This is a genomic window from Streptomyces sp. Q2 (assembly GCF_056820935.1).
This window is the reverse complement of the sequence record NZ_JBXEJE010000002.1, coordinates 39,501-65,077: the sequence shown is the minus strand read 5'-3', so window position 1 is coordinate 65,077 and position 25,577 is coordinate 39,501. Positions and strand designations below refer to the sequence as shown.

General features: G+C 68.9%; 23 protein-coding genes and 1 pseudogene. 10 read left to right on the top strand and 14 right to left on the bottom strand.

Annotated features, from left to right (window positions below; all coding sequences use genetic code 11):
* Nucleotides 1-203: 203 nt before the first annotated feature.
* From ACWBNA_RS02470 to ACWBNA_RS02455, 4 genes are all read right to left on the bottom strand, one after another.
* On the bottom strand, nt 204-437 hold the full coding sequence (locus ACWBNA_RS02470; protein ID WP_482701808.1) for a hypothetical protein: 234 nt from the start codon (nt 435-437) through the stop codon (nt 204-206).
* A 35-nt stretch (nt 438-472) separates the two neighbouring features.
* Nucleotides 473-1,021: an arsenate reductase/protein-tyrosine-phosphatase family protein gene (locus ACWBNA_RS02465; protein ID WP_482701806.1), complete on the bottom strand. Its 549-nt coding sequence runs from the start codon at nt 1,019-1,021 to the stop codon at nt 473-475.
* Complete coding sequence (locus tag ACWBNA_RS02460) at nt 1,018-2,574, bottom strand: tyrosine-protein kinase domain-containing protein (protein ID WP_482701804.1); 1,557 nt, start codon at nt 2,572-2,574, stop codon at nt 1,018-1,020. Before ACWBNA_RS02460 ends, ACWBNA_RS02465 begins: the two co-directional genes overlap by 4 nt.
* Nucleotides 2,575-2,705: 131 nt before the next feature.
* On the bottom strand, nt 2,706-2,987 hold the full coding sequence (locus tag ACWBNA_RS02455) for a hypothetical protein (RefSeq protein WP_482701803.1): 282 nt from the start codon (nt 2,985-2,987) through the stop codon (nt 2,706-2,708).
* 7 nt (nt 2,988-2,994) lie between these two features.
* On the opposite strand from ACWBNA_RS02455, the gene ACWBNA_RS02450 reads away from it, so the two are divergent.
* On the top strand, nt 2,995-3,480 hold the full coding sequence (locus tag ACWBNA_RS02450; RefSeq protein WP_482701801.1) for an LPXTG cell wall anchor domain-containing protein: 486 nt from the start codon (nt 2,995-2,997) through the stop codon (nt 3,478-3,480).
* 126 nt (nt 3,481-3,606) lie between these two features.
* Nucleotides 3,607-4,386 (top strand): glutaminyl-peptide cyclotransferase, encoded by a 780-nt coding sequence (locus ACWBNA_RS02445; RefSeq protein ID WP_482701799.1) that lies wholly within the window; start codon nt 3,607-3,609, stop codon nt 4,384-4,386.
* Nucleotides 4,387-4,462: 76 nt separating this feature from the next.
* On the opposite strand, the gene ACWBNA_RS02440 is transcribed toward ACWBNA_RS02445, so the two are convergent.
* From ACWBNA_RS02440 to ACWBNA_RS02425, 4 genes are read right to left on the bottom strand one after another with little or no spacing between them, the layout of a single operon-like run.
* Complete coding sequence (locus tag ACWBNA_RS02440) at nt 4,463-5,656, bottom strand: glycosyltransferase family 4 protein (RefSeq protein WP_482701797.1); 1,194 nt, start codon at nt 5,654-5,656, stop codon at nt 4,463-4,465.
* On the bottom strand, nt 5,643-6,617 hold the full coding sequence (locus ACWBNA_RS02435; RefSeq protein ID WP_482701795.1) for a D-glucuronyl C5-epimerase family protein: 975 nt from the start codon (nt 6,615-6,617) through the stop codon (nt 5,643-5,645). Before ACWBNA_RS02435 ends, ACWBNA_RS02440 begins: the two co-directional genes overlap by 14 nt.
* Nucleotides 6,614-7,840 carry a glycosyltransferase family 4 protein gene (locus ACWBNA_RS02430; RefSeq protein WP_482701793.1) on the bottom strand — a complete coding sequence of 409 codons (1,227 nt, stop codon included), beginning with the start codon at nt 7,838-7,840 and terminating at the stop codon, nt 6,614-6,616. Before ACWBNA_RS02430 ends, ACWBNA_RS02435 begins: the two co-directional genes overlap by 4 nt.
* Nucleotides 7,837-10,623, bottom strand: coding sequence for an O-antigen ligase family protein (locus tag ACWBNA_RS02425; RefSeq protein WP_482701791.1), 2,787 nt, complete (start codon nt 10,621-10,623; stop codon nt 7,837-7,839). The genes ACWBNA_RS02430 and ACWBNA_RS02425 overlap by 4 nt, the downstream gene beginning before the upstream one ends.
* A 327-nt stretch (nt 10,624-10,950) precedes the next feature.
* On the opposite strand from ACWBNA_RS02425, the gene ACWBNA_RS02420 reads away from it, so the two are divergent.
* From ACWBNA_RS02420 to ACWBNA_RS02405, 4 genes and pseudogenes are all read left to right on the top strand, one after another.
* On the top strand, nt 10,951-11,268 hold the full coding sequence (locus tag ACWBNA_RS02420) for a UDP-N-acetylglucosamine 2-epimerase (RefSeq protein WP_482702417.1): 318 nt from the start codon (nt 10,951-10,953) through the stop codon (nt 11,266-11,268).
* Nucleotides 11,205-11,378: pseudogene (locus ACWBNA_RS02415) on the top strand (UDP-N-acetylglucosamine 2-epimerase); the annotation flags it as partial. The gene ACWBNA_RS02420 and the pseudogene ACWBNA_RS02415, both read left to right, overlap by 64 nt.
* A gap of 66 nt (nt 11,379-11,444) precedes the next feature.
* Entirely contained in the window at nt 11,445-12,752 is a 1,308-nt protein-coding gene (locus ACWBNA_RS02410; protein ID WP_482702414.1) for a glycosyltransferase family 4 protein, read from the top strand.
* On the top strand, nt 12,749-13,366 hold the full coding sequence (locus ACWBNA_RS02405) for an acetyltransferase (RefSeq protein ID WP_482701789.1): 618 nt from the start codon (nt 12,749-12,751) through the stop codon (nt 13,364-13,366). The genes ACWBNA_RS02410 and ACWBNA_RS02405 overlap by 4 nt, the downstream gene beginning before the upstream one ends.
* Here ACWBNA_RS02405 and ACWBNA_RS02400 read toward each other — a convergent pair.
* From ACWBNA_RS02400 to ACWBNA_RS02380, 5 genes are all read right to left on the bottom strand, one after another.
* A complete protein-coding gene (locus ACWBNA_RS02400) occupies nt 13,324-13,572 on the bottom strand; it encodes a hypothetical protein (protein ID WP_482701787.1) in 249 nt (82 codons plus the stop codon). The genes ACWBNA_RS02405 and ACWBNA_RS02400 overlap by 43 nt on opposite strands.
* A 37-nt stretch (nt 13,573-13,609) precedes the next feature.
* A complete protein-coding gene (locus ACWBNA_RS02395) occupies nt 13,610-14,773 on the bottom strand; it encodes a DegT/DnrJ/EryC1/StrS family aminotransferase (RefSeq protein ID WP_482701785.1) in 1,164 nt (387 codons plus the stop codon).
* Nucleotides 14,766-15,398 carry a sugar transferase gene (locus tag ACWBNA_RS02390; RefSeq protein ID WP_482702412.1) on the bottom strand — a complete coding sequence of 211 codons (633 nt, stop codon included), beginning with the start codon at nt 15,396-15,398 and terminating at the stop codon, nt 14,766-14,768. The genes ACWBNA_RS02395 and ACWBNA_RS02390 overlap by 8 nt, the downstream gene beginning before the upstream one ends.
* Nucleotides 15,399-15,526: 128 nt before the next feature.
* Nucleotides 15,527-17,443 carry an SDR family NAD(P)-dependent oxidoreductase gene (locus ACWBNA_RS02385; RefSeq protein ID WP_482701782.1) on the bottom strand — a complete coding sequence of 639 codons (1,917 nt, stop codon included), beginning with the start codon at nt 17,441-17,443 and terminating at the stop codon, nt 15,527-15,529.
* Between the two features lie 277 nt (nt 17,444-17,720).
* On the bottom strand, nt 17,721-19,499 hold the full coding sequence (locus tag ACWBNA_RS02380; protein WP_482701780.1) for a DUF4012 domain-containing protein: 1,779 nt from the start codon (nt 19,497-19,499) through the stop codon (nt 17,721-17,723).
* A 386-nt stretch (nt 19,500-19,885) separates the two neighbouring features.
* Between ACWBNA_RS02380 and ACWBNA_RS02375 the strand changes: the two genes are divergently transcribed.
* The 4 genes from ACWBNA_RS02375 to wecB all read left to right on the top strand — a co-directional run bounded on the left by ACWBNA_RS02375 (nt 19,886) and on the right by wecB (nt 24,062).
* Nucleotides 19,886-20,983, top strand: a complete 1,098-nt coding sequence (locus ACWBNA_RS02375) for a DegT/DnrJ/EryC1/StrS family aminotransferase (RefSeq protein ID WP_482701779.1) — start codon at nt 19,886-19,888, stop codon at nt 20,981-20,983.
* Nucleotides 20,984-21,024: 41 nt separating this feature from the next.
* Entirely contained in the window at nt 21,025-22,017 is a 993-nt protein-coding gene (locus tag ACWBNA_RS02370; RefSeq protein ID WP_482702410.1) for a Gfo/Idh/MocA family protein, read from the top strand.
* Nucleotides 22,018-22,311: 294 nt separating this feature from the next.
* Complete coding sequence (locus tag ACWBNA_RS02365; RefSeq protein ID WP_482702408.1) at nt 22,312-22,965, top strand: acyltransferase; 654 nt, start codon at nt 22,312-22,314, stop codon at nt 22,963-22,965.
* A complete protein-coding gene (gene wecB, locus ACWBNA_RS02360; RefSeq protein WP_482701777.1) occupies nt 22,962-24,062 on the top strand; it encodes a non-hydrolyzing UDP-N-acetylglucosamine 2-epimerase in 1,101 nt (366 codons plus the stop codon). Before ACWBNA_RS02365 ends, wecB begins: the two co-directional genes overlap by 4 nt.
* Here wecB and ACWBNA_RS02355 read toward each other — a convergent pair.
* On the bottom strand, nt 24,050-25,357 hold the full coding sequence (locus ACWBNA_RS02355) for a nucleotide sugar dehydrogenase (protein ID WP_482701775.1): 1,308 nt from the start codon (nt 25,355-25,357) through the stop codon (nt 24,050-24,052). The two genes, wecB and ACWBNA_RS02355, sit on opposite strands and share 13 nt — an antisense overlap.
* Nucleotides 25,358-25,577: the final 220 nt, after the last annotated feature.

The following is a 25,577-nucleotide window of genomic DNA, read 5'->3' as shown; positions in this document are numbered from 1 at the left end:
TTCTATACGGAGGTCGACCCCGGGCAACGCTCACCTCCAAGACCGTGATCCACGCCACAGTGAGGGGCAGCACCGCCGTTCCGATCGCACCTGACAAGGCGGTGCTCGTAATCGATCCGCCTCCACCACGCACCGCCAAACCGATGACAGCCCAGATGTCGATCGTGGTCTTCACCGACCGGTGGCCCAGCCGGCGTGAGACCTCATGGATCGGAACGCCGTGAGTCGGGGCGGTCGGGGCGAAGAAGTTGCCGCAGCCTGCCAGGCGTGTACTTCGTCTCGCCGTCCGCATCGACCAGGCCGGTCAACCGGTACGCCTCTGGGAAGTGGTAGCCGTAGGTGGAGACGGTGGGCATCGTGCCCTTGCCGCGCCGGCGCGCGGCGAGGGAGACCTCAAGCCGCCGCCTGCGCCTCCGCGGGAGGACCGTTCGTGACACACCACGGGATCGAATGGAGAACCGCAAGCGCAGTACTAATGACGCAGCCCCCACAGCCGGACCAGCCCGGTCACCGCCCTGTCGATCTCCAGGGCACACTCGTACAGCTCTTCACGGGGCCTGCTCCAGGGGTCCGGGATGTCGTCCTCCGCCGGCGGGACTGGGGCCGCGGCACCGCGGCGGGTGGCAGCCGCCGCCACCACGGCCTCGAAGCCGCCCCCGCCACCCCCCGCGGCTCCGCCGTCCGCGAGCCGCACGAACTCCTTCAGGGTGAAGCAGCGCCGCATCGCCGCCGGCGCGAGGCGCACGGCCGCCTCGCGGTGCTCGCGCGCGAGGCCGAGGACCAGCGGGGCGCCCGCCATGAGCTGTGCGGTGAGCGGGCGGGAGGCGAATCCGGAGCCATCAGCGCCCAGTTCCTCCAGCACCGCCCGAGTGGTGTCCTCCATAAGGAAACGGTGCCACGCCTCCGTGCCGGCGCTCTCCGGCCGCAGGGTCGAGCCTGGCGGCAGCTTCGCCGCCAGCAGGCGCTCCGCGAGCACCGAGCGGTGCACGTTGCCCGTGCAGACGAACAGGATCCGAGTCATCTCCCGTCCGTGGGACGCATCACCGCGGAGGCAGCCCTTCCCTCCTGCGCGGCGGACGTACGCGGAGCGGGCAGCTCGCCGTACTCCCCGTAGGCGCCGTAACGGCCATAACGGCCGCCCTTGGGAACCGGAGCCATGCTGAACACGGTGCCGAGCACGCGCGCGCCCACGCGCTCCAGCGATTCCGTGGCGGTGCGCACCTGGTCCCGGTTGGTCTTCCCGGCCCGTACGACAAGCAGCGCACCCTGAGTGAGAGAGGCGAGTCCCATGGTGTCGGCGACCGGCAGCAGCGGCGCAGTGTCGATGATCACAACGTCGTACACGTCCGCGAGCTCGCGCAGCACTTCTTTCATACGCGCCGAGGCGAGCAGTTCCGCGGGGTTCGGCGGCACAGCACCGCTGGCGAGCACCGAGACGCCGCCGGCGACCTGCTGCATCACATCCTCGACACGGGCTTGTCCGATGAGCACCGTGGTCAGGCCCCCGTCCTGGACGAGGCCGAAAGCCGGCGCCACGCACGGACGGCGCAGGTCGCCGTCCACGAGGCAGGTGGAAACGCCGGCCTCGGCGAGGGAGCGGGCGAGGTTCATCGCGACGTTCGTCTTGCCCTCACCGGGCATCGAGCTCGTCACCACGATGATCCGCGGCGGATCGTCGACCTGCGAGAACTGCAGGTTGGTACGCAGTTTGCGGAACGCCTCGGCGCGCTTGGAGTGCCCGTCGGCACTGACCAGCGGCTGCCTTGGGGCGGTCCTGTCGTACGGGATGGTGCCGAGGCCGGGCAGAGCGGTGAATGCGCCCAGTGCCGTGCTCGTCTTGAACGTGGTGTCGAGCGTCTCGCGGAGGGCGACCAGCCCGGCAGCGAGCAGCAGGCCGCCGACCACACCCACGGCCAGGTTCAGCAACGGGCGGGGCGATGTAGGAGAGGTCGGGGCGACGGCTTCCTCGGTCACGCCCAGGGAGACCGGGGAGACCGGTGGGACAGGCGCGTCACGCTCGGCGTTGTCACCCGTTTCGGGCAGTGCCGAGGGGGCCGGCTCCTTGGGGGTCTCCAACTGCTCGACGACCCAACTGAACCTACTCGCAACGGTATTGGCGATACGTGCCGCGCGCCGGGGGTCGGTGTCCCGGACGGTGATGTCGATGAGCACGGTCTTGAGCGGAACGACGGCGGTGATCCGGGACGCCAGCTCTTCCGGGGTGGTGCGCAGCCGCAGCCGTTTCACCACGGGAGCGGTGACCTGACGGGTCCTCACGATCTCGGCGTACGACTGCACACGCGCCTGCGAGAACGTCTGCCCCTGATTCAGATCGACGGTGTTCTCACCGGTGCGGGTAGCGACGAAGAGCTGCGTCCTCGCCTCGTACACGGGGGTGCTCACGCTTGTCACGGCGAGCGCCGCCCCGACCGCGAGAACCAGACAGACCACGACCGTCGGCCACCGTCTGGCAAGAGCCTTCAGGAATCCTTGGAGATCCAAGCTGCACCCCTCACGGGACTGAGGGAACCACCCGAATTGGGGCTTCTGTTCCCTATGGACGCAGTCGACCATAGGGACTCGGACTCTTCGAGCGAGGGAGCCACCCCCCGTGTCGCCCCCTCGAAAGACCCGCGACGCACACCGTGCGAGCCGGGACTCCCCCAATGCAGTGACTTCTTGCGCCATCAAACCAATAAATGTCGTTATGTTCTATTTGCGCCATGTATCCAGGTATTGGTGTCCACCCCGAATCGCGGCCGCCGCACGACCAGGCCCGGGCCCAAGTCGAGGAGATTGAAGAAGATGACAGCATCGCGCAGATGGCGGGCCGCTTTGGCATCGGCGGCATCGACTGCCCTTCTCATCGCGGTACCGCTGATCGGGGCGCAGGCCGCCTCGGCGCAGCCGTACCCGCCGCCGACCCCGCCCCTGTCCGTCAGTACCACCACGGTGACGGCCGGGGAGGAGTTGAGCTTCAGTACCATCCCCGGCGTGTTCGAGCCCGGGGCGGACGTCACGGCGCTGCTGCAATCACGCCCGGTCGTGCTCGGCCACTTCCGGGCCCGGGCCGACGGATCGGTTGCGGGGACCGTGACCATCCCGGCGGACACCGCTTCCGGCTGGCACGTCTTCCGGCTCACCTCCAAGCACCCCCACCAGAGTGTCGGCGTCAGCATCCACGTGCAGGGCAGCATGACGCCCACCCCGACCCCAAAGCCGCCCCACCACCCGGGCAAGCCCGGGCACCCTGACGAGGCGGGGTACGGTGGGCACCACGGAGATGGCGGCGGCCGCAACGATGCCCACGACCTCCCCGCAGCCGTTGAGCCGTCGAATTCGCCGGGATCGGACCAGAACGGCAAGGGGCTCGCGGCGACGGGCAGTGAACAGGCGCTGCTGATCGGCGGCACGGCGGCCGCCCTGCTCATGGCGGGCGGTGGCACGGTGCTGACCGTACGCCGTCGTCGCAGTTCCTGAGGGATCACACTGAGACACGTCCTGTCGGCCATCGCGGCGGTCCTGGTCACCGGCTCCGTCTGCATCGCAGCCACCGGGCTGCTCACCCGACCGGAGCCGCTCACGGCCCAGCGGGACGTCGAAGCAGTGTCCAACGATCCGGCCGGCCGAAGCCACACACACTGGCGGCAGACCGGCCCCCACCGGGTCGAACGCCTGCGGGTAAAGGTCCTCGAAACCCTCCCCCACGACCCGAAATCGTTCACTCAGGGCCTGGAGATGGCCGGCGGCACGCTCTACGAGGGCACCGGGCTGTCCGGTCAGTCCTCCGTGCGGTCCGGGTCCCCTGGCAAGCAACCCAGGGTGCACACCAGCCTTCCCGCTCCTCTCTTCGGTGAGGGGATCACCCTGCTGGGTCGGACCCTGTGGCAGCTGACCTGGCGGGACCGGATCGCCATCGAGCGGGACGCGACGACGTTGAGGGAGCTGCGCCGCGTCCCGTACCCCGACGAAGGCTGGGGCATCTGCTTCGACCGCGGCAGGCGGCAGCTGGTGACGAGCGACGGCTCGGCACGACTGACCTTCCGCGATCCGCGCACCCTCGCGAAGAACGGTGAGGTCACCGTGACCGAAGACGGCCGGCCGGTGACGGGAGTGAACGAGCTGGAGTGCGCCGACCACGCCGTGTACGCCAACGTGCTGCCCACCGAACGCATCGTGCGCATCGACCCCATCACCGGCGCGGTGACGGCGAGCATCGACGCCTCGGGCCTCCTGCACGCCGACCAACTCGTCCCCGGCTCCACCCTGAACGGCATCGCGGCCGTCCCCGGAACGGACCAATTCCTCCTCACGGGCAAGTTCTGGCCCAAGATGTTCCGTGTCGTCCTTGTTCCGGCACAGCCGCCGAGCCGCACCACCCGCTGAAACCGGACAGTGGGCAGTGGCGCCTTCCGGCACGAGGTACTCACTCCTCGTTGCCCCCCGCATAAGCGGGTCTTGATCACACCGCCCCCGCGCGGGCCACATCCCTGTACAGCCGTTCGAGTTCCGCGACCTTCAGGGAGCCGCGCTCGGACTGGCTGATCAGCTTCCGATTGGACAGGCGATCACCGGCATCCAGCGGCCCTGCGTTTGAGAGAGCGTCAGCCAACGTGCTGACCAGCGGATCGGGAAGCAGATCCGCCAGCAGGCCGTCCTCCACCAGTTCTCGGTAGGGCGCGATGTCGGAGAGCAGCAGCCGGCATCCGGCAGCCGCGGCTTCGAGCACCGATGAGCTTCGCTGGTCGGCCCGGGGAACCGAAATCGCCACACCGCTCGCGCGCATCAGGCTGAACATCTCGGCCTGTCCGAGTGGCCGATCGATGACGGCGACCCGGCCTGCCAGATCTTTTGCCCGGGCGTGCAGAAGCGCGAGATATTCCTGTTGCGCGCGTCTGGCGGCGGCATGAGCCGGCTGGTGACCCGCCACCAAGACGAGGAACAGGTCGGGCCGGACTCGCGCGGCACGGGTGAATGCCGCGAGAATCTCGTGGGTCCGGTAGACCTCCGACGTGCTGCGGACCGACAGCGCGACCCTGGCACCGGCCGGAATTCCGTACTTCGCGCGCGTCAACCGGGGATCGGCGTCGTTTCCGGCATCCAGCAGCGCGTCCGGTACCCCCCAGGAAAGGACCGTGATCCGTGAAGAGGGGACCCGGTATCGGCTCGCGACCAGCTCAGCCACCTCCCGGGAGGTCGGCACCACGCGTGCGGCCCGCCGGAGCGCCAGCCGAGCGACCAGCGCCCGGGCGGAGTGCCGGTCCGCCGCACGCAGTTCGGATCCCCACGGAGTGATCACGACCGGCACTGCCGGGTGGGCCGGCAGCAGAAGGGAGAGCGCCCCGTGCACGCCGAGCGAATGGACGTGGATGACATCCGGCCGCGCCCGGCGTACCTCGCGGCGCAGCCAGTGCCCCCCGCGCGCTGCCCGCAACGGCAGGCAAGACCCGGTGGGGGCGGACACGGCTCGCCAGCCGTCGGGACGCGGGCCCGGCTCATGCCAGCTGCAGACAGTCACCTGATGCCCCCGCATGGCCAGATCGTCCGCCCAGCGCCGGGTGTGCGCCGACGTGGCCGACGCGAGCAGGACGACGCGCAGCGGCGCGGCCGGCGCATCGCAGATGCCCAGCCGTCGGGTCTGGTCATGACCGGGCACGGCGCTCCTTGAGTACGAACCGGCCCTTGCCCGCCGCAGCCCGCAGTCGGCCGGCCGGACTGCGCGTGTAGCGGTCCCACGCGATGGCCACCGCCGGCCATCGCGGGTCGGCGAGCACCTCTCCGGCCGCGGTCAGCAACGCGACGTGCAGGCATTGGTACGCGAAGCTGGCGGGCGCGGTGTGCCTCAGGTCGTACCTGGTCCAGTACCCCAGGTCGAACGCGGTCAGCGAGTCGCGGATCCGGTCCGCCACACGTTCGTGGGCAGTCCCGCTCTGATGCCGGCTCAGCTCGCAGAGACCGAAGAGGGCGAAGACCGCTCCGTTGAGAATGTGACTGACCGGGTCCGACGGGCATTCCTCGGGAAAAGGGCGCCCCAGGTGGTCGTAGTGCGAGCAACCGCCCGCGTCCAGCGGCCGGAGCATCAGTTCCACCGCACCCTCGCTCGCATCGAGAAAGGACCGCTGACCGGTTGTGGCGTATCCGCGCAGCATCACAGACACCGCCAGGCCCTGGGCCATGGCCGAGTACCAGCCCGGGCGCACCCCGTACCGGGGTACTGGTACCGGATAGCGCCATCCGCCGTTGCTGTCCTGGCCGGCGCGCAGCCATCCGGCTTGGGTCAGCAGAGCCTGCACGCCCGGCGACCGTTCGTCCCCAGTGGCCGGGTGCCGGCCGGCGGCGAGCGCGCCGGTGTGCTGTGCGAGCGCATACAGGCTGACAGAGACCGGGTTCCGGTAGGTCTCGCCGGTCGCGGCACGGGTCACCACCACGCGCTCGTGGTCGAGCGTGCTCCCGGCCGTCATCGGCCGCAGGTCGAGCGGGTACCTGCCCGGCTGGTCGGTGGTCATGTCACCCGGCGGCGTCGCGTCGACCGGGAAGCTCGGCCGCCGCAGATCGCGTACGGCTTTTCCCGCCATGCCGGCCAGCGTCGTTCTGGCCCACGTCCTGTTGTCCTTCACACCGGACTCTCCCTGCGGAGCGGCCCGCGTCGTCCCCGCGCGGCCAGTGCCTGGTGGTACAGCTCGTTCACCTGGCCGACTGTGTCGGCGATATCGAACTGCCGGAGCGCGAGTTCACGGCCCCGGTCGGCCATGCGGAGACGCGCTGCGGGATCGGCGAGCAGTGCGTTCACGGCCTGTGCCAGTGCCGGGGGATCGGCGGGCGGGATCAACAGGCCGGTGCGGCCGTGCTGGACGGTGTCCGGCAGGCCACCGACGTCGGTCGCCACCACACCCTTTCGCATGAGCAACGCCTCCACCACGGTATAGCAGGCGGATTCGTCCATGGACGGGTTCACCAGGACGTCCAGCCCGGCCATGACCGAGCTGATGTCGGACCGGAAGCCGGTGAACCGGATCCGGTCGGCGACGCCGAGCCGGGCGGCGCGGCGTTCCAGCTCGCGCCGGTACTCCCCGTCACCGACCAACTCGTCACCGACCACGAAGAACCTGGCCTCGGGATACTGACGCAGGATCAGCGGGACGGCGTCGATGAAGACTTCATGCCCCTTGACACCGACCTGGCGGAACTCCCGGAGTTTGCTTGGATACATGTAGGCGACCATGCCGACGGCCGGTGTGTCGTCGGTGAGGCCGAACTCACGGCGGAACGCATCCGGCGGTGCTGCCGGGTCGAACCGGTGTACGTGGCAGCCGTAGTAGCTGACCGCGACCGACCGCGCTCCCATGGCCTGGTAGCGGCGCGCGATCGCCCGGCACGATCCGAGCACCAGATCGTCCCGGCGCAGCGAAAGCCGCTCCAGGATCCGGAAGGGCGCGATCCGTAGATGCACCAGTCCGGGAACCTGCGACACGACCAGCGCCGGCCGGTAGGCGGCCGACGCCACACGGGCGGCGAGCATCGCGATGATCAGGTGGGAATGAATCACATCCGGCTTGTATTCCCTGACGAACTTCATCAGCCGCCATTGCGCAGCCATCAGCCCCGGCAGCTGCCTGATCCGACGGGACAGCCCGAACGGGATGATCTCCACCCGGACGCCCCGTACCCCGCGCAACTGGTGGGCGAGCGGGCCCTCTCGGGGCAACACCGCGCAGACCTCGTTGCCCAGCTCGGCCAGGCCCCGCACCTGATCGAGGAACCAGCTTCCGCCGACAGCGGTCGAGGTGATCTGCAGGATGCGCAGCGGCCGGGAGGACTTCTCGATCCCGGCCGTACTCATCGCGCCCCCCCTGCCGGTACCGGTGCCGAAGCCCGAGCTGAGGCCGGTGCCGGTACCGGTCGTGGTACGTCGGCCGGAGCCGGCTTCGCAGCCAGGATGATCAGAAGCAGACCGGCCAACAGGGGCGGGACCAGCAGGATCTCGCCGAACACCGAGCAGACGCCGACACCGACCATGGCCAGCAGAGCCGCCTCGCCCGCAGGGTCGCCGGAGCGGATCGCGCGCCATGTCCGGCGGACGCCGAGCACGACAATCGCGCCGATTCCGACCGCGCCCACCAGGCCGGTCTGCGAGAGCACTGTCAGGTAGGTGTTGTGCGCGAATTCCAGGAGCGGGAACTGTAGGAACATGATCTCGTAATCACCAGTGGCTTGGTAATAGGCGGGCAACTGGTCGGCGAAGTTGAGATAGCCGACACCGAAAAGCGGGTGCGCCTCGAACATCCGCAGTGCGCTGCTCCACAGATCGAGCCGTACCGCGGAGTTGGCGTCCGGAGCGCCGCCGAGGATCGAGTCGAACCGGGCCGCGATCGCGGCGGGCAGCAGCAGTACCAGGCAGGCCGCGCCGAGGCTCAGGGCCAGGACGCCGCGCAGCGATCTGCGGATGGCATAGAGCGCGATCACCGCGATTCCCGCCAGGTAGGCCGCGCGGCTCAGCGAGTACGCGATCCCCAGAGCGAGCACGACGACCCCGGCACCGGTTGCCAACCGCGACAGGCCCTTCCGGACGACCGCACAGCGCCTGAGCAGGACTGCGGCCGCCATGACGAACAGGGCACCCACGGCGTTGTGGTTGGCCGCACCTTCTTGAGTGATGGCCAGAACAGCGGTGTCGGCAGGGGTGAGGTCCCCCTTCATGGCGAAGACGGACCCCGCCTGAACGATTTCGACCACGGCCAGAATCACGCTGCCCCAGCAGAACACCAGGAGCGCCCGGTCAAGCGCCGGTCCAGGTTCGATGGTCAGTGGCAGCAGCAGCAGCGGCGCGCACGCTAGCAGCAGGTACTGCCAGTTGCCGGTGCCCTGCGGACCGGCGTCGTAGATCAGGGCGCTGGCGGCCGCCAGGTAACCGACCGTGCCGACGGTGATCAGTACGCCGGTCGGCTTCGGCCACACGATCCCCCTGCCGGCGACGACGCGACCCAGCAGGCAGATGAGCATCAAAGCGACCAGCCGTCTCGGGCTGATCAGCGAAGTCCCGACGTCCGACTGTGACAGCGGGACCGCGGCGGCGAGCACATACAGCCCTGCGTCCGGGATCAGCACACAGGCCAGCACGATGACGACGAGCCCGGCGGCGCTCAGGACGGTGAAGGTGCTGATGGCGGGGCCGTACGCCATTGCGAGGTAGCCGACGCCCGCCGCGGTCAGGAGTCCCGCCGCAACCACGGGTGCTCTGCTGAACGGAACGGACCTCACCTGCCTCGGGTAAGCGTCCCGCCAGCGGTCGCCGACCGTCTTGAGCGACAGTCGCCCAAGCGACGGACGAGCGGGGGTGGCCGGTACTTCCTCGGTGACGGGCTCGGCCGACTCGCGCGGGCAGGCGCGGACGCGCTGCCGCACCCCGCGGCCGAGCAGCACCGCGAAGACCAGATATCCGGCCGAGTTGGCCGCGCCAGCACCGACCGCGGCATAGTGGGGGGTCAGGACTCCGAGGAACGCGATGTTGACCACCGCGCCGACTACGGTGGCTGTGATCACCGGCCGAAGCAGGTCGGCAGCAGACAAGTACGCCTGGAGCGAGCGGCCCGTGCTGAACAGCACCAGGCCGGGGAGCATCGCCCAGATCACCTGCACGGCACCGGAGTACGGCCGCCCGTAGATCGCTGGGATCAGGACGGGGGCAGCTGCCGCCGCGACGGCTGCGGCCATGGCGGCGGCAGCGAACACGGTCCGGGCGATCCTCGCTGCCGCCCGCGCGTCGACGGCACCCGACGTCACCGCGGGAAACATCACCAGCGCGACCGCCGTCGGGAGCAGGAACATCGCCTCGGCCAGGGGCAGCGCCACGGCATACATGGCCACGGCCGTCGCACCGGCAAGCAACTGGATCACCGGCACATCGAGACGCATCATTCCGTAATGGATGAGGTTCGGGAGATAGGCCTTGATGGCGAAGCTGCCGAAGGTCCGGGCGGAAACCTGTTCGCCATCGTCGTGGACGCGGGCGGTGGCCGCGATCAGCAGAACCCCGGCGCAGAGCAGTTGCCCGGCCAGCGCCGACAGAAAGCAACTGGTGGGCGTCAGCGATCCCGCGGCGAGCAGGCCGCAGACTCCGATGAGGTGGAAGACCGCGGGGACGGTGCTCGCGCGGTTGTACGTCTTGACGCGCCCCCGACCGATCTCGGCCGTGCCGAGCAGTGTGGTCAGCAAGGTCACCGGGCACATGGCAGCCGCGACCAGCGCAAGCCTGAACGGCACGCCGAGCAGCACGACCGGCCAGAGATGACCGAGCAGCAGCCACAGCCCCGCCAGTGCCGAACCGGCAACCAGGGAAAACGCCACGCTCCACCGAACGATCTGCCGGAATGCGGTGTGCGAGGTTCCGGAGAACCGGGCGTTGGCGTTGTCCATACCCAGGACCGAGACGATGCTCAGCACGGTGGGGACCGAGATCATGACCGCGAACGTGGCCCGGCCCTGCACTCCAAGGTCCCGCGCCGCGATGACGCCCGCCGCGAAGCTCATGGCCGTGGCCAGCAGTCGCGTGGCCAGTGTGCCCCCGATCGCCGCCGGACTCACCCCAGGCAGCCGGACACGGAGGCTTTTCATGATCGACTGCACCAGGGAAAGGCCTCCGGAGTCGCGAGACGGGGCGGTGCTGCGGCGGGCGGCGGATTTTCTTGCCGCCTCGGCAGGCAGGCACAACATAGCGGCACAAGTAACCATAAGTAGCTATTTGAGCACGCAAAGTAGTAGCGTTTCTCGGCGTCGGCCGGCCCCAGCCGGCATCCCAGACGCCAGGAAAAGGCCCCTTCCCGGCGCGGACGACCGGTTAGGGCAGGGGGAACACAGCTGTGAAAGACCTCAGCGTGGTCGGCGCACGTCCGCAGTTCGTCAAGCTAGCCGCTCGCGTGGCAGCTCGCCCGCCGCGGCCACGAGCACCTGGTCGTGCACACCGGCCAGCACTACGACAATCTGCTGTCGCAATCCTTCTTCGACGAGCTCGGCCTCCCGCCTCCGGTCGTGAACCTGGAAGTCGGCTCGGCCAGTCAGGCCGAGCCGACTTCGAGGATGCTCGCAGCGCTCGATCCGGTACTCGCGCGGGAGCGCCCGGACTGGGTACTGAGCTACGGCGACACCAACTCCACCCTCGCCGGAAGGCTCGCGGCGGCGGCACGAGNCCCCCCCCCCCGCCCCCCCCGACTTCGAGGATGCTCGCAGCGCTCGATCCGGTACTCGCGCGGGAGCGCCCGGACTGGGTACTGAGCTACGGCGACACCAACTCCACCCTCGCCGGAAGGCTCGCGGCGGCGGCACGAGAACTGCCCGTCGCGCACCTGGAGGCGGGCCTACGGTCCTTCGACCGGCGCCACGGGCCCACGACGAGCCCAGGCTCAGCACGCCGTCAGGTGCGACAGAGCGGCTTCGGCGGAGGTGAGGACATGAGGATCTGGATCTTCAACCACTACGCGGCGCCACCGGACTGCGCCGCCGGCACCCGGCACTACGAACTGGGCCGGGTGCTGGCGGCGGAGGGGCACGACGTCACCATCTTCGCCAGCAGCTTCAGCCATTTCAGCAGGCGCGAGGAGCGGCTCGCGCCCGGCGAGAAGGTGGCCACCCGGACGATCGACGGCGTCCGCTTCGTCTGGGTCCGCACGCCGCCCTACGCCGGCAACGGATACCGCCGCGTGCTGAACATGGCCCACTATGCGGCCCGGGTGCTCTCGACGCAGCGCGGCCTGAACCGGCCGGATGTGATCGTCGGCTCATCAGTACACCTGGCCGCGGTGCTCGCCGCCTGGCTGGCGGCCCGCGTCCGCCGCGCCCGCTTCGTCTTCGAGGTACGCGATCTGTGGCCGCAGACACTGATCGACATGGGCGCGCTGCGCGCGAACGGGCTGCCTGCCCGGCTTCTCCGGCTGGTCGAGTCCTTCTGCTGCCGGCGTGCGTCCGCCGTGATCTGCCTGCTGCCCGGTGCCGCCGACTACCTGAAGGCCCGCGGTCTCCCGGCCGACAAAATCCACTATGTGCCGAACGGGATCGCCGACTTCCCCCGGCCGATGGAACCGGGTGAGCCGGCCGACCCGGACGTTGCGGACCCCGGGGACCGGGCCGCCGACCTGATCGAGCGGATCAGGCGCTTTCGCAAGGACGGTTGTCTCACCGCCGGCTACATCGGCTCGCACGGACCGGCCAACGGGGTGGCGACCATTGTCGCGGCCGCGGCGGAGTTGCGGGGCCCCGGCCATCCGCGGGTCGCTGTGGTGATGGTCGGCGACGGCCAGGAGAAGGCCGCGTGTCAACGGCTCGCTCACCGGCATGGCCTGGACAACGTGCTGTTCTGGCCGCCGGTGCCGAAGCAGGCCGTGCCGGCCGTGCTGGCCGAGCTGGACGTGACGCTGTTCTGCTTGCGCGATGTCGCGGTCTTCAAGTACGGCCTGAGCAGCAACAAGCTGTTCGACTACTTGGCGTCCGGCAAGCCCGTGCTGTTCGCGAGCAACGCGCCCGGCGGCCCGGTGCGCGAGTCCGGCGGCGGCGTGTGCGTGCCCGCCGAGTCACCGGCGGACATGGCGGGCGGGCTGGCCGGGCTGACTTCGATGAGCGAGACCGAACGGGAGCGGATGGGCGAGCGCGGCCGCCGCTGGGTCTACCGGCACCACGGCATGACCGCGCTGGCAAGCGCGTTCCTCGCCGCGGTCTCGGAACCGGCGCGGGCCGGGGGTCCGGTGACGGAGGCTCGGCTGTGACGCTGCACATCGTGGGCGCAGGCGGCTTCGGCAGGGAGACGCTGGACGCGGTGCGGGCGACAGCCGCGGCACCCGAGGTTGTTTTCGTGGACGAGCACCCGGCAGCCACCACGGTCGACGGCTGTCCGGTGCTGCTGCCCGGGCAGTTGGCTGCGTCCGGCGGGCAGCGGAACGAGTTCGTGGTCGCGATCGCCGACGCCGACGCGCGCCGCAGGCTGGCCGGGGAGTTCGAAGACCGCGGCCTGCGAGCGGCGACAGTGATCGACCCGCGTGCGGTTGTCTCCCCCGGCGCCAGGATCGGGCGTGGCTGCGTTGTGCTGGGTCAGGCGTTCATCTCCACCGGCACCGTCACCGGCGCACACGTCCAGGTCAACTACCAGGCCAGCATCGGTCACGACACGGTGCTCGAGGATTTCGTGACGATCCTGCCAGGGGCCAACATCGCCGGCAACGTGACCATCGGCGCCGGGTCCACGGTGGGCAGTAACGCCGCCGTGCTGCAGGGCCGGCGGATCGGGCCGTCCGTCATGGTCGGCGCCGCGGCTCTGGTGACCCGCGATGTCGCCGTCGGTCAGCTGGTCGTCGGCGTCCCCGCCAGGGCCCGGGAGCCCTGACCGTCCGGTTCGATCACGGGATCCCGAGCACCCGGCGTCCGCGCAGATCCCCTGCAGGAGTCCACGTCCAGCGCGAGCGACTGGTGCAGGTCCGGCAGCACGGGCAGGCCGGGCACCGCCGTGCCGCCGGTCAGGTCCCGATCGCGGGCCGTGACCAGACCTGCACCGGGCAGCGCGGCCAGGACCTGGGCGCGGTTCTGGCCCATCGCGCCCAAGTCGTGAACGCCCGCTCGTGATGCGCGGTCACCGGGCACCGACCGGCATCGGCTGATCCGTGGCATTCGGCGACGCGGTTGCCCGGGCGACGGCGGTGGTCACCGCGTCGGCGATCTCGGTCACCTCGGCCTCGGTCAGCCGGTGGTGCACCGGCAGCGAGAGCATCGCCTGGGCGACGGCCTCGGTCACCGGCAGTGCCGCGGCGTCCCCGGTGCCGCCGTCCCGCCGGGCGAAGATCGGCTGCCGGTGTACGGGCGGGAAGTAGATCCGTGCTTCGATGCCCTGGCCCAACAGGTCGGCGAGCACTTGGTCGCGGACGCCGGGAAGCAGGCAGGTGTAGAGCATCCGGCTTCCCCGGGCATCGGGTAGCTGATGCGGCGTCGTCAGGCCGGGCAGCCCGGCCAGCCGCCGGGTCAGTGATTCCGCGATCAGCTGTTTGCGCCCCAGGATGCCGTCCAGCTTGCGCAGCTGCACCCGGCCGATCGCGGCCTGCATCTCGGTCAGCCGCCAGTTGTACCCGAGGCTCTCATGCTGGTACAGCCCGGTCTGACCATGGTTGCGGAGCAGTTTCAGCCGCTCCGCGACGCCCGGGTCGTTGGTCAGCACCATGCCGCCCTCACCGGTGGTGATGTTCTTGGTGGGGGTGAAGCTGAACATGGCCGACCGGCCGAAGGTGCCGACCGGTCTGCCGCGGTACTCGGCGCCGGCCGCCTGCGCGGCGTCCTCCAGCAACGGCACGCCGGCCGCGCCGCATACCCGCGCCAGCCCGTCGAGGTCACCGGGCTGCCCGGCGTAGTGGACGGTCATGACCGCCCGCGTGGCCGGGGTGATCCGGGCCGCGACCGATACCGGGTCGAGGTTGAACGTCCGGGGGTCGATGTCGGCGAACACCGGGGTGGCCCCGACGTGGCACACCGATGTCGCGGTGGCGACGAATGTCATCGACGGGACGATCACCTCGTCGCCGGGGCCGAGGCCCTCGGCGAGCAACATCGCATGCAGCGCGGCCGTGCCGGTGCAGAACGTCACACCGAACCGCGCCTGATGCCGGTCGGCGAACTCCTGCGCGAAGGCCTCGTTCTCCGCGCCGTTGGTGAGAACACCGCTGCGCAGGACTCTGCGTACCGCCTCACCCTCCTCCTCACCGAGGTCGGGACTGGCAAGCCGGATCCGGACGTTGCTGTCAGCCACCTGAGAGCATCCCTTCTGGTTCGCGGGCGATCGGATCGTTGTCGTGGCTGGCGGTGGCTCCGCCCCCGGCCAGGACCGTCCAGATGGTGAGGAACAAGATGGCCAGGTCGAGCCGGAAGCTCGGGCGGAGGACGTACCGCAGATCCCACTCGATGCGCTCCGGCCAGCTCAGCCGCTGTCGCCCATGCAACTGCGCCAGGCCGGTCAGGCCTGGGGTGGCCAGCAGCCGCAACTGCTGACGATCGGTGTACCGGCTTACCTGGTAGGGCAAGGTCGGCCTGGGCCCGACCAGGCTCATCTGTCCGCGCAGCACATTGACCAGCTGTGGCAACTCGTCAAGGGACGTGCGGCGCAGTACCCGGCCGACCGCGGTCACCCGGGCAGTATCGGCGTCACCCGGTTTCTCAGCGCCGGCCGGAACACTCCGCATCGTGCGCAGTTTCAGCAGGACGAACGGGCGACCGTCGCGGCCGACCCGCTGCTGCCGGAACAGTACGGGTCTGCCATGCGCGAGCAGGTGCGCCAGCGCGGCGATCGCGCAGAGCAGAGCGGCCGGCACGATGATCAGGCTGACCACGACCAGGTCCAGCAGTCGCTTGCCGCGGTACGACCTGCGGTGAGGCACCCGGTCGCCGACCCGGGCGCCGCCGGGCGCTGCAGCGGGCGCCTCCGGGATCACCGGGTCTGCCGGGTCTGCCGGGTCTGCCGGGTCTGCCGGGTCTGCCGGGTACCGGCCTGACAGAGGCGGGGCGGTCATCTGCTGGCCTCCGCTTTTCCGGGCTGGCCGGGCTGGCCGGGCAGCGCGGGCTGGCCGGCCGACTGCTCGGGGCCGGGTGCGACGGCGAGACGCGCCAGGGCGGCGCGTACCTCATCGGCATCGGTGAGGTGACCGATGCCGATGACCTCACCGGGATCGAGTACGGGCACCGGCACCTGCCTGACCAGCGGATGCCTCGGCCGGTGGTTTGGCTCCCCCTTGCCCAGCAGGTCCTCGGTCAGCTTTTCGCCGGGCCGCAGCCCGGTGAAGACGATCTCGACGTGCCGCGATGCCGAGGCGGCCATGCGACGGGCGAGGTCGACGATGCGGACCTGGTCGCCCATGTCAAGGACGAGGACCTCACCGCTCTCCCCGACGGTCACGGCCTGCAGCACCAGTTGGACGGCTTCGGTGGCTGTCATGAAGTAGCGAGCGACCTGAGGGTGAGTCACGGTGACCGGGCCGCCCGCAGCGATCTGCGCGGACAGCGAGCCGAGCAGCGAACCCCGGCTGCCCAGGACGTTGCCGAATCTGACGGACACCCAGGTCCCGGGGTATTCACCGGCCATGTGGGCGGTGAGCCGCTCGGTGAGCCGTTTGGAGGTGCCGAGGACACTGACCGGGTCGGCCGCCTTGTCGGTGGAGACGTTCACGAACGACCGCACGCCACAGGCCGCAGCCGCTTGCAGCACGTTCAGCGTCCCGGCCACGTTCGTCTTCAGCGCCTCGGCCGGATACCGCTCGAGCAGCGGCAGGTGTTTCACCGCCGCCGTGTGGAACACGATCTCGGGGCGGGTCTGCGCGAAGACCTCGCGGATGCGGGAGGCATCTGTGATGTCGGCGAGTACGACCTCGTCGGAATCGAGCAGCGCACGGCCGTGCAGCGCGAGCTGGATCGCGTGCAGAGCTGATTCGTCCCGGTCGAGCATCACCAGCGACGCGGGACCCAGCGGGTGCAACTGGCGGCACAGCTCCGAACCGATCGAGCCGCCGGCGCCGGTGACAAGGATGCGGCGTCCGGCGAACTGACCGGCAGCCGACTCAAGGTCAAGCCGGATCGGATCGCGGCCCAGCAGCTGAGTGATCCGCGGATCACGGACGTCATCGATCCGCGCCGGTCCGGCGACCAGTTCCTCAACGCGCGGAATCACCTTGGTGATCAGGCCGATCGACTCGGCCAGTGCGATCAGCTCGCGGATCACCTGGCCGCCCCGGCACCCGCCGGCGATCGCGATCACCATGACCGTCGCCCCGGTCTCGGCAGCGACCTCCGCGAGCCGGTCCCGCCCGCCGCGCACACGGATACCGCAGATCCGCAGTCGGCGCTTGCCTGGGTCGTCATCCAGCAGGGCAACCGGTTGGTACCGCGCGCCAGGGTGACCGATCAGCCGCTGCACCAGTTGCGTTCCGGCGCTGCCCGCACCGAACACGATCACCTTGACGGCGGTCGGCGCGGGCCGTCTCGGCCTGCGCCGGATAGCCGCGACCGCGGCCCTCACGGTGATCATGGCAAGCACGCCGACCAGGGCGGCGAGGCCGGCCACGCCTGGCTTGTCGCCCACCAGGGGAAGCCCCGCGCGGCAGATGCCCTCCAGAAGGAGCCCGGTCACCCCCGCGGAGACCAGCACCGCGCTCAACTCCGCGCCGGTCTCGGCCTGATAGCGCCCGGAGTAGAGCCCACACACGGCCCCGGCCAGTACCGCTGCTGTCGATGTGACAACACAGATGATCACCAGATCGCCTGGTCCGACGAGCGGATCGTAAGCGCCGCTGGTGATCAGGCCGGCAATCAACAGGCCGCAAGTCCATGCGATCGCGTCTATGGCGGCCTGCACCGCCGGCCGGCGGTACCGGGCGGCAACGCCAGACCAACCACCCGGCGCAACGCGGCTTTCCTGTGCGGTGTGGAACACCGCAGGATGATCCGCTGTCAGCTTGTCGTTGCCCGCGCATTCCCCACGCAAGGTGAACCCCGATCAGCAGGTTGTCATGTGCCAAAGACCTATTCCGACACTTTGCCGACGGCATGTCCACGGACGCCGCCGCATCCTTTTGGGTGAATCAGAATATTTCTTGTGTTCTGGCAGACTTGACTTTCCGTGGGTACGATTTCGCTGCTGGGCTGGATGAGTCCCGCTGCATCCTTCTTGAGCGGGCGGGCGCCCCTTGAGGTTCACTCAAGCGGTCCGACTACTTCACGCACGGCTGGATACGCACCTTGGTGGTCTGCGGCCATGCCAACGGCTGCAAGGGCATCACGGGGGCGCGGTCCGAAGCCGGTTCCAGCAGACTAATGTCAACTTCTCGCGTCTGACCGGGCAGGAGTTCCACCTGCGTCCCGAATACGGGGTGACCGCGCTCCTCGGTCGACGACAACAGAAGTCGCCGCCCGTCCAGGGTCCCACCGGTGAACCGCGCACCGGAACTGGCGTACAGCGAAAGCCAGATGCTTGTGGACCCCCGGAGGTGTGAGCGCCGGGGATCGTCGGAACGGAGAGGTACGAGGGCAGGCAGGCCCGCAGCGGGAGCGGTGTTCGTCAGCCTGATTCGCACCATGCTGGAACGGGTACCGCCCTCGCAAGGACCAAGCTCGTAGGTCAGCGACCGCCGAAGATAGTAGTCCATTTTGTTGCCTGCGGAATTGTTGACCACGAGATAGGCGAACGGCCCTGTTCTCTCGGGGACGGCGCCGGCCAGCCCGGCTTCTTCGAGCGCCGACTCGGTGGAGGAATCTCTGCTCCACACACGCAGTCGGCCGTCGTCGACGTTCTGCCGCAGTGCGTGGAGGAGGGCCACCGAATCATGGTGGGGACCCAGCAAGGCAGCAGCGACTGACTGTGCGAGCTGTACCAGGAAACGCTTTCGTTCGATGTTGCTGTACGACGCGTAAAGGGTGCTCTCGGTGAGCTCTACGGTGTTATCCGCCGTCAGCTGCTTTCCGTCCGGAAGTCGGACCGGCCCCGTGGCTCTGAGGACACGGGCGAGTCCCACAGGATCGGTCGCGATGGCCCCATCGAGACGCTGCCCCGTATGCCGCTGCCACAGGCCCATCCAGATCTGCGCCGCATAGGGAAAATGAGCGGACAGATTGGAATTGGCCAGCCCCTGCGTGCTCTCAGCGGCTCCGTACCGGCGGTCGAAGGCCGGTCCGAAGTTCGCCACGGGGGTGGAGGTGCGCGGCAGCGTGTCATCCGACGCAAAGTCGTGCAAAGTGATGCGACCACGGTCGGCGGTCAAGATACCAAAGGTGCCTACGAGGCCACCGGTGCCCCGGGCCTCGGCATTGTTCTGGAAGGCCAGAAAGTAGGAGCGTGGCCCCGAGGCACCCAGAAGAGGCATCAGAAGCCGCGTCGTCGCCTCCGCCTCGGAGACCGAGTCGGAAAGGCGTGCCACTCTGTCGGACAGCCGCTGCCGTGCCATGTCGAGGCGACCGACCACTGTCGAGCCGGGCAGGCCATTCAAACTCGTCTCGATTCCGGTCAGCTGACGGTCCACATTCCCCAGCAGGTCCGTGGCAGCCGAAAGCCGACGGAGGTCGACGCGACCGTTGGACACGATCCGGCCGGACGCGAGCATCTGATGCAGTCGCACAGCCTCCGGCAGCACGCCGGTGGCCATCTCGTCGGCGGCGACACTCAGCCCCCGGGCAGAACGGAGCGGTGGACCCATCAGCGGGAGGCCCTCGGCCACGCTCCACACCGGCGTGCTGGCCGCGCTCCGGGCGGCAGCTGTGTGTCTCCGGATGTCGCCCAACCCCTCGGCTGAGGGCCGGCGCTGACGGGCCATCTCCGTTTGCAGTCGGTCAGTGGCCACCTGAGCCGCCGCAAGGTTGCTCTGGACCGCGCGGACCTCCCACACCAGGAAACCGGCCGACGCGGCGGACAACAGACCGACGGCTCCGGCAACCCAGAGGAAGACCCGGTTGCGGCGCCGTAACATCAGAGCCGCGAATGCCCGCGCACTCTCCACAGCGCCCTTCCGGCTGCACACTGGGTCCTTCCCTGCCTTCATTGCCTACCCATGAATCGAAAGGGTCCACCGCAACCAAGCATTTTTCTTGGATCAGTAATGACAGTCGCTAAGACGCATTGCAAGCGTCACCACGCCAGATGTCGGGAAACTTGGTCCGAACGGCCTAGCCTAGATCTCTCAAAAAGGCTCACTGCGTGAAGCCACGTACTTACCATGATGACGCCTATTCTGGCGCGTGTACTCGATGTGTTCCTGAATCAAGCGACGCGCATCGCCTCTGATCGTCCATAAGAGTGGATATGTGACGCGCAGGAAAACCGGGTGGGGTGAGCAGAAGTTGAACGTAGGTCGACTCTCTCTCGCCCCCCGAACGGAGAAGTCCAATGACCCGCTCCTTTCCATCGATCCCGGCGGCCAGACCCGTGATCGGTGAGGCCGAGATCGCTGCGGCCGTACGCGTTCTGCGTAGTGGCCGTGTCGTCCAGGGCCCAGAAGTGGCCGCGTTTGAAGACGAGTTCTCCGAGTTGGTCGCCGGACGCGCCTGCGTAGCGGTCAACTCCGGAACCTCCGCCCTGCAGCTGAGCCTCATGGCCCTGGGCATCGGACCGGGAGACGAGGTCGTGGTGCCCTCGTTCTCGTTCGCGGCGACCGCCAACGCAGTACGTCTGGTAGGCGCCGATCCCGTCTTCGCCGACATCACGCCTGGCACCTACTGCCTCGACCCGCTCGCCGCGTCAGCGATGATCGGTCCGCGCACCGCGGCCCTCATGCCGGTGCATCTGTACGGGCACCCCGCGCCCATGGACCAGCTGATGGAGCTTGCCGCACGCCATGGGCTCGCCGTACTGGAGGACGCCTGCCAAGCGCACGGAGCCACGCTGCACGGCCGCCCCGTCGGCAGCTTCGGTGAGGCAGGATGCTTCAGCTTCTATCCGACGAAGAACATGCACGCTCTCGAGGGCGGCATCATTTCGACCGGCGATCCGCACCTCGCCCGCACCCTTCGGCTTTTGCGGAACCAAGGCATGGAGCAGCGATACGAGAACGAGATCGTCGGGGCCAACATGCGGATGACCGACGTCGCGGCGGCCGTCGGCCGTGAGCAGCTGAAGCAGCTACCAGCCTGGACGGAGCAGCGGAGAGCCAACGCCAAGGTGCTCGACTCCCACATCGAGGGACTGTCTGTTCCGCATGAGGCGGACGGCGCGCGGCACGTCTACCACCAGTACACGGTCCGCATCCCGGGCGGTCTGAGGGATTCCGTGCAGCAGGACCTGGCGCGACAGGGCATCGGCAGCACGGTGTACTACCCGACCCCGATCCACCGACTCAAGCCCTATCAGGACCACGGCAGGCCGTCCCTCCCCGAGACCGATCGGGCAGCTGCCGAGGTTCTGTCCCTCCCGGTTCACCCGACCCTGGGGCGGGCCGAGTTGGAGCGGATCGCACAGGCCGTGAGCGATGCCGGAGGAGTACGGTGAGCCGGCACACCCTGCGGGCCGGACTCATCGGTCTTGGAGCCATGGGACACAACCACGCACGGGTGCTGTCGTCGCTTGACGGTGTCGAGCTGGTGGGCGCCATGGACCCGGCAGGCGATTCCACGGGGGCCGGCCGGAACACCCCCGTCGTCGCCACCCTGCCCGAGCTGCTCGCGCTCGGACTCGACTACGCGGTGGTCGCCTGTCCCACGGCGTTGCACGAGGAGGTCGGCCTGGCCTTGGCCGAGAACGGCGTGCCCGCGCTGATCGAGAAGCCGCTCGCCCACTCAGCGACGGCCGCACAACGGCTGGTCGACGCCTTCGACAGAGCCGGATTGGTCGCCGGTGTCGGACACATCGAGCGGTTCAACCCGGCACTGCAGAGCCTGCGTTCCCGCCTCGAGGCGGGAGAACTCGGGGAGGTCTTCCAAGTGGTCACGCGCCGCCAGGGGCCCTTCCCGCACCGCATCGCCGACGTCGGGGTCGTCAAGGACCTGGCAACCCACGACATCGACCTCACCGGTTGGGTCACCGGCCACCACTACGTCTCGGTCTCGGCGCGCACGGTGTCCAAGAGCGGCCGCCCTCATGAGGACATGGTCTCCGTGGTCGGCGACCTCAGCGACGGCACCCTGGTCAGCCACCTCGTCAACTGGCTCAGCCCCCACAAAGAGCGCTACACGGCGGTGACCGGCGAGCGTGGCTGCCTCGTCGCCGACACTCTCACGGCAGACCTGACCTTCCACGCCAACGGAGCGGTGACCACCGAGTGGGAGGCGCTGCGCGCCTTCCGCGGCGTAGCCGAGGGCGACATGGTCCGCTACGCCATCCCCAAGCGCGAGCCGCTCCTCGTCGAGCACGAGCGGTTCCGTGATGCCGTGGACGGCAAAGCGACGGACATCGTCACTCTCGATCAGGGGCTGAGGACGGTCGAGGTGGCGGAGGCCGTCCTCGACTCGGCACTGAGGAAGGCGTCCGTGAGCCTGCGACGCCCGCACACGCCGGCCCTGGCAATGGTCACCCAGCGGTCGTGACGAGCACCCCTGCCGAGCGCCAGGAAGCAGTCCGTTCGGCGAGCCGGCCACCAGGTGCAGGAAGTCCAGTGGACAGGCGCAAACGGTGACGCCCCATTCGCGGCGCGCCAGAAAGTCGGCGGTCGCCCTACTGATCAGAAACTCAAATGGTTCTTCCGCGAGTCGGGCCTGCCGCGTGCCCTCCTGCTCAGAGGCCTGGTCGGCGAACAGCACCTCACCTTGCCGCTCACCGAACTGAGTTGGAGAGGGCTCAGACAGGCGCACCCGGAGCGGTCTGTGCTCGTTGCTCAGCACATGAACCTCAGCGGGAAGGTGGCGTTTCCTCAGGTGCGGATCGCACCCGGTGCGCAGGTCGACGAGTCAGCCGTGCTGAGCCCTGGTACCACCGTGTGGGAACTCGCGCAGATTCGCGAGGAAGCCGTGCTCGGCTGTGACTGCGTCGTGGGCCGGGGTGTCTACGTGGGACCCGGGGTGAAGATCGGCCACAGGGTCAAGATTCAGAACCATGCGCTGGTGTATGAGCCTGCCGAGCTGGCCGACGGCGTCTTCGTCGGGCCTGCGGTCGTCCTCACGAACGACCGCAATCCTCGCGCCGTCGACGCGCACGGAGGTCTGAAACGCGCCGGTGACTGGGAGGCGGTCGGCGTCCGAGTCGCTGAGGGCGCGTCACTTGGCGCGCGCTCAGTGTGTGTGGCTCCGGTCAGCATCGGCCGCTGGGCGATGGTCGCCGCGGGGGCCGTCGTCACCAAGGACGTGCCGGATTTCGCCCTCGTTGCCGGTGTCCCTGCCCATCAGATCGGATGGGTGGGCCGAGCCGGCGAGCGTCTGCGCGCACTGCCGGATCGGGTCGGATTCTGGGAGTGCCCGAGTAAGGGGACTCTTTACGCAGAAACAGACGGAATTCTGACGGAGCTTTCAGCTCAATACCGAGAAAAGTTGAGCCCGTGAAGGTCATGAGCGTAGTGGGGGCGCGCCCCCAATTCGTGAAGCTTGCCGCAGTCGCCGCAGCGTTCGGAAACACGGAGCACCATCATACGATCGTCCACACCGGCCAGCACTACGACGCCGGTCTGTCCGACGTCTTCTTCACCGGCCTCTCCATCCCTGAGCCCCATGTGCACCTGGGCGTGGGATCAGGCACCCACGGCGTGCAGACCGGTACCATTCTGGCGGCCCTCGATCCCGTCATCGCCGCCGCACATCCCGAATGGGTGCTGGTTTACGGAGACACCAACTCAACTCTTGCCGGCGCCCTTTCCGCGGCCAAGCAGCACATCCCCGTTGCCCACCTGGAAGCGGGCCTGCGCTCTTTCAACCGGCGGATGCCCGAGGAGCACAACCGCGTCCTCACCGACCACGCGGCCGATCTGCTGCTCGCGCCCACCGAGGAGGCGGTGGACCACCTGGCAGCCGAGGGCCTGGCCGACCGCGCGGTCCTGACCGGGGACGTCATGGTCGACGTCTGCCTGCGCATCAGGGACAAGGTGCTGAGGGACAACGCCACCGCCGCACTTCCGGCCTTCCTCGACGCCCAGGAGCCCTACCTCTTCGCCACATTGCACCGGGCCGAGAACACGGATCATCCCGAGCGCCTGGCCGCTCTCGTGAACGCCTTGGCCAGTCTGCCGGTTCCCGTCGCCCTGGCCGCCCATCCCCGGCTGCTCGCACGTGCCGAGGACTTCGGCATCAAGCTCGACCACGGCTCTCTCCGTATCAGCCGCCCCCTTCCCTACGCCGAGCTGATCCGCACGGTGCTCGGCTCACGCGGCGTGATCACCGACTCGGGAGGACTCCAGAAAGAGGCGTTCCTGTTGGAGCGCGTGTGCACGACACTCCGTACGGAGACGGAATGGCCTGAGACGCTCCGGGGCGGCTGGAACACACTCGTGCCGGATCCTCGTGAACCGGGCTCCCAGGCATGGCCCGACATCGTCCTGCGCCCTGCGCCGGAGAGCTCCCGCGGCATGCCGTACGGCGACGGGAGAGCAGCACCCCGCGTGGTGCGGGCGCTGGAAGATCACATGAGCGGATCTCAGGCCCGCTGAGCCGTCGGCGACGGCGCACCAAGCACGATCACCTCGGCCCCGGCCCATCGATCGGGGTCCGTGATCCGCCGGCCGTCGACCACGACGCGCACCTGCGGGAACCGGTCGGATCCGAGCTCCCGGTACTCGCCGTGGTCGGCTTGGATGACGGCGGCGGTGACTGTCTGGCCGCTGTACGGCGGCAGGCCGAGTGCGCTCAGCTCATCGGCCCTGTACAGCGGGTCGGACACGTACGGTTCGGCGCCCCGCGACCGCAGCGCCTCGACGACGGGGAACACCCCGGAGAACGCGGTCTCCTTGACGCCGCCCCGATAGGCCGCGCCCAATACCAGCACGCCTGCGCCGGTCAGGTCGCCGTACACATCCGCAAGCCGCCGTACCGCGTACTCGGGCATCGAGGCATTGGCCGCACGGGCCTCTCGTACGACCGTCGCGTCCGAGTCGTTCCACAGGTACATCCGCGGATAGACGGGAATGCAGTGACCGCCTACGGCGATGCCGGGCCGGTGGATGTGGCTGTAGGGCTGCGAGTTGCAGGCGTCGATCACCAGGTCCACATCGATGTTGGTGCGGTCCGCGAACCGTGCGAACTGGTTCGCCAGCCCGATGTTCACGTCACGGTAGGTTGTCTCGGCCAGCTTCGCGAACTCCGCGGCCTCTGCCGAGCCGAGGTCCCAGACACCGTTGGGGCGAGGCAGCTCGTCGCGTACGTCGAAGTCGAGGAGGGACTCGTAGAACTCGACACCTCGGCGCGCGGAGGCCGCGTCAATGCCGCCGAGCAGCTTGGGGTAGCGGCGCAGGTCGGCGAATACACGTCCGGTCAGCACCCGTTCGGGGCTGAAGACCAGAGCGAAGTCCCGGCCCGCGGTCAGCCCGCTGCCCTGCTCGAGCATGGGCGCCCAGCGCCCTCGCGTGGTACCGACGGGCAGTGTCGTCTCGTACGACACGAGTGTGCCGGGCCGCAGCCCGCGTGCCACAGCCCGCGTCGCTGTATCCATCCAGCCGAAGTCGGGGGTGCCCCGGGCGTCGACGTATACCGGAACGACCAGGACTACCGCCTCGGCCCGCATGACCGCCGCGGTCGTGTCGGTGGTGGCCAGCAGCCGCCCCTCCGCGACGACGCTCTTGAGCCTCTCAGCGAGTCCGGCCTCACCGGGGAACGGCTCAACGCCCTCATTGACCAGGTGCACGACGTGCCCGTCCACGTCGGCGCCGATGACGTGGTGGCCTTTTGCAGCGAACTGGACAGCCAGCGGCAGGCCGATCTTTCCGAGCGCCACTACACAGATCTGCACGGCTACTTTCCTCCGAGAGGCCACAAGATGCGCAGGCGGCCGAAGAGCGTCGACACGCATTGGCAGAGAGTTCGCACTGCGCACCCTATCTCTGCAGTTTCATTTCAGTGACCCGACACAAAGGGTCGCACCATCATCTGAGCGAAGCCATGTCGGCAGGACGCGTGACGGCACGGCCCTCAGTGATCGGGAGTTATCGAGTTCACTGATCACCACAACG